Raw genomic sequence first — 1416 nt, forward strand, 5'->3', positions numbered from 1 at the left:
TTCCCTCCCGGCGTGCGATTGGGCATTGCCCGGCCGAACTCCGCCGTTGGACGCGCGCGCGGACGCCCAATCTAGCTCTTTTTGACGGCGACCTTGTCGAGGGCTGCGCGCAGGCCTTTCGCCAGCTTCTGCACATCGTCGTTCGCCCAGAAATGCATGAAGAAGAGCCGCGGCTGCTCATCGAGCATGTGGCTATGCAATGCCGTGATCTCGATGCCGTTGCCTTGCAACGCCCTGATAACCGGATTGACCTCCTTGGCAGTCAGCACAAAGTCACCTGTGATCGCCGTTTTGCCGCCGCCAGTCGACTGGAAGTTGATCGCTATGGCGGAGCCCAGGGCGGCCGGCACATCCATGCCATTTTCTTCGACCGGTTCTGCGCGCGGTATAGTGAACTGGTAGACCGCGCCGTTGGCCTTGCCTTTGTAGCCAATAGCTTGGTCGACACCCGCCGTGTCGAACTCGATCTTCGAAGCGGCCGCCGCCTGCGAACCGGCGGATGCAGCCATCGGCGTCTTCGTCAGAGCCAAGCCGGCATGAAGCGCTGTGGCGAGTGCTACCGGATCACCTTGGCCGAAGAGGTGCATGTAGAGCGTCATCGGCTGCGCGCGCAGCAGGTGGTTGTGCACCGCGGTGATCTCGATGCCGCCTTCTTCAAGCTTCTTCATGACCGGGTTCACCTCGTCCTGCGTCAGAACGATGTCGCCCATGACCATTGCCTGATTTCCCATGGGATCGAAGGCGATCCAGCCTCCGAGCGCAAAGCCTGGCTTCAGGGATATGCCGTCGAGCGATACCTTCAGGTCGGTTCGTGGCAAGCCAACTCTATAAACGCCGCCAGGCATTTCCGATCCGGATTTGCCAAGTGTCTGCGCGACAGTTTGCCAATCGGGTGCCGCTGACGCCGGTTGGAGAAGCGCCGACATCGCTATCAGCATTGCGCCGGTGATGAGTTTTGCACGCATGGATTTCTCCTTGTGGTCTGCCCCAATATGCCCAATGACTTTCAATCCGAGACGCTAGTCGCGTGCAGAGGGCTTCTGCAGCACGCCCTCCAGGAAGAACGTCCCATCCGGGTCACGAAGCTGTACTGCGGTATCTGAGATCCATACCTGATAGCAGGTCTCTTCGCCTTCAACGGAAATGCAGAGCTGCCCCTTCTCGACGCGCCACTTGCCGGCGTTCTTCTTGCCCATGTCGTAGCGCACGATCCGTCCGTCGCGGCCGAACGCATCCGCCCAATGAACGTCGTCCGTGAAATCCATGCCGGCGAACTTGGCCTTGATCTCCTTGCCCTTGAGGTGCCGGAACGTGTCCGCCGCGTCCGCGGCATTCACAGCAATCAGGCTGAAGCCAAAGGCGATGGCGGCCATCAGCCGCCGACCAACCGTAGCAGTTCCCGGGCTGTTTCTTTCG

The 1416-nt window shown here is 60.5% G+C and carries 2 protein-coding genes; both read right to left on the reverse strand.

Annotation, left to right across the window (positions count from 1 at the left end; genetic code table 11):
* Nucleotides 1–71: 71 nt before the first annotated feature.
* Nucleotides 72–965 (reverse strand): DUF1259 domain-containing protein, encoded by an 894-nt coding sequence (locus tag NKI72_RS34955; protein ID WP_352577922.1) that lies wholly within the window; start codon nucleotides 963–965, stop codon nucleotides 72–74.
* A gap of 54 nt (nucleotides 966–1019) precedes the next feature.
* Nucleotides 1020–1373, reverse strand: coding sequence for a hypothetical protein (locus tag NKI72_RS34960; protein WP_023802351.1), 354 nt, complete (start codon nucleotides 1371–1373; stop codon nucleotides 1020–1022).
* Between the last annotated feature and the right edge of the window lie 43 nt (nucleotides 1374–1416).

This window comes from Mesorhizobium sp. M0437 (genome assembly GCF_040321335.1).
In the GTDB taxonomy this organism is placed as follows: domain Bacteria; phylum Pseudomonadota; class Alphaproteobacteria; order Rhizobiales; family Rhizobiaceae; genus Mesorhizobium.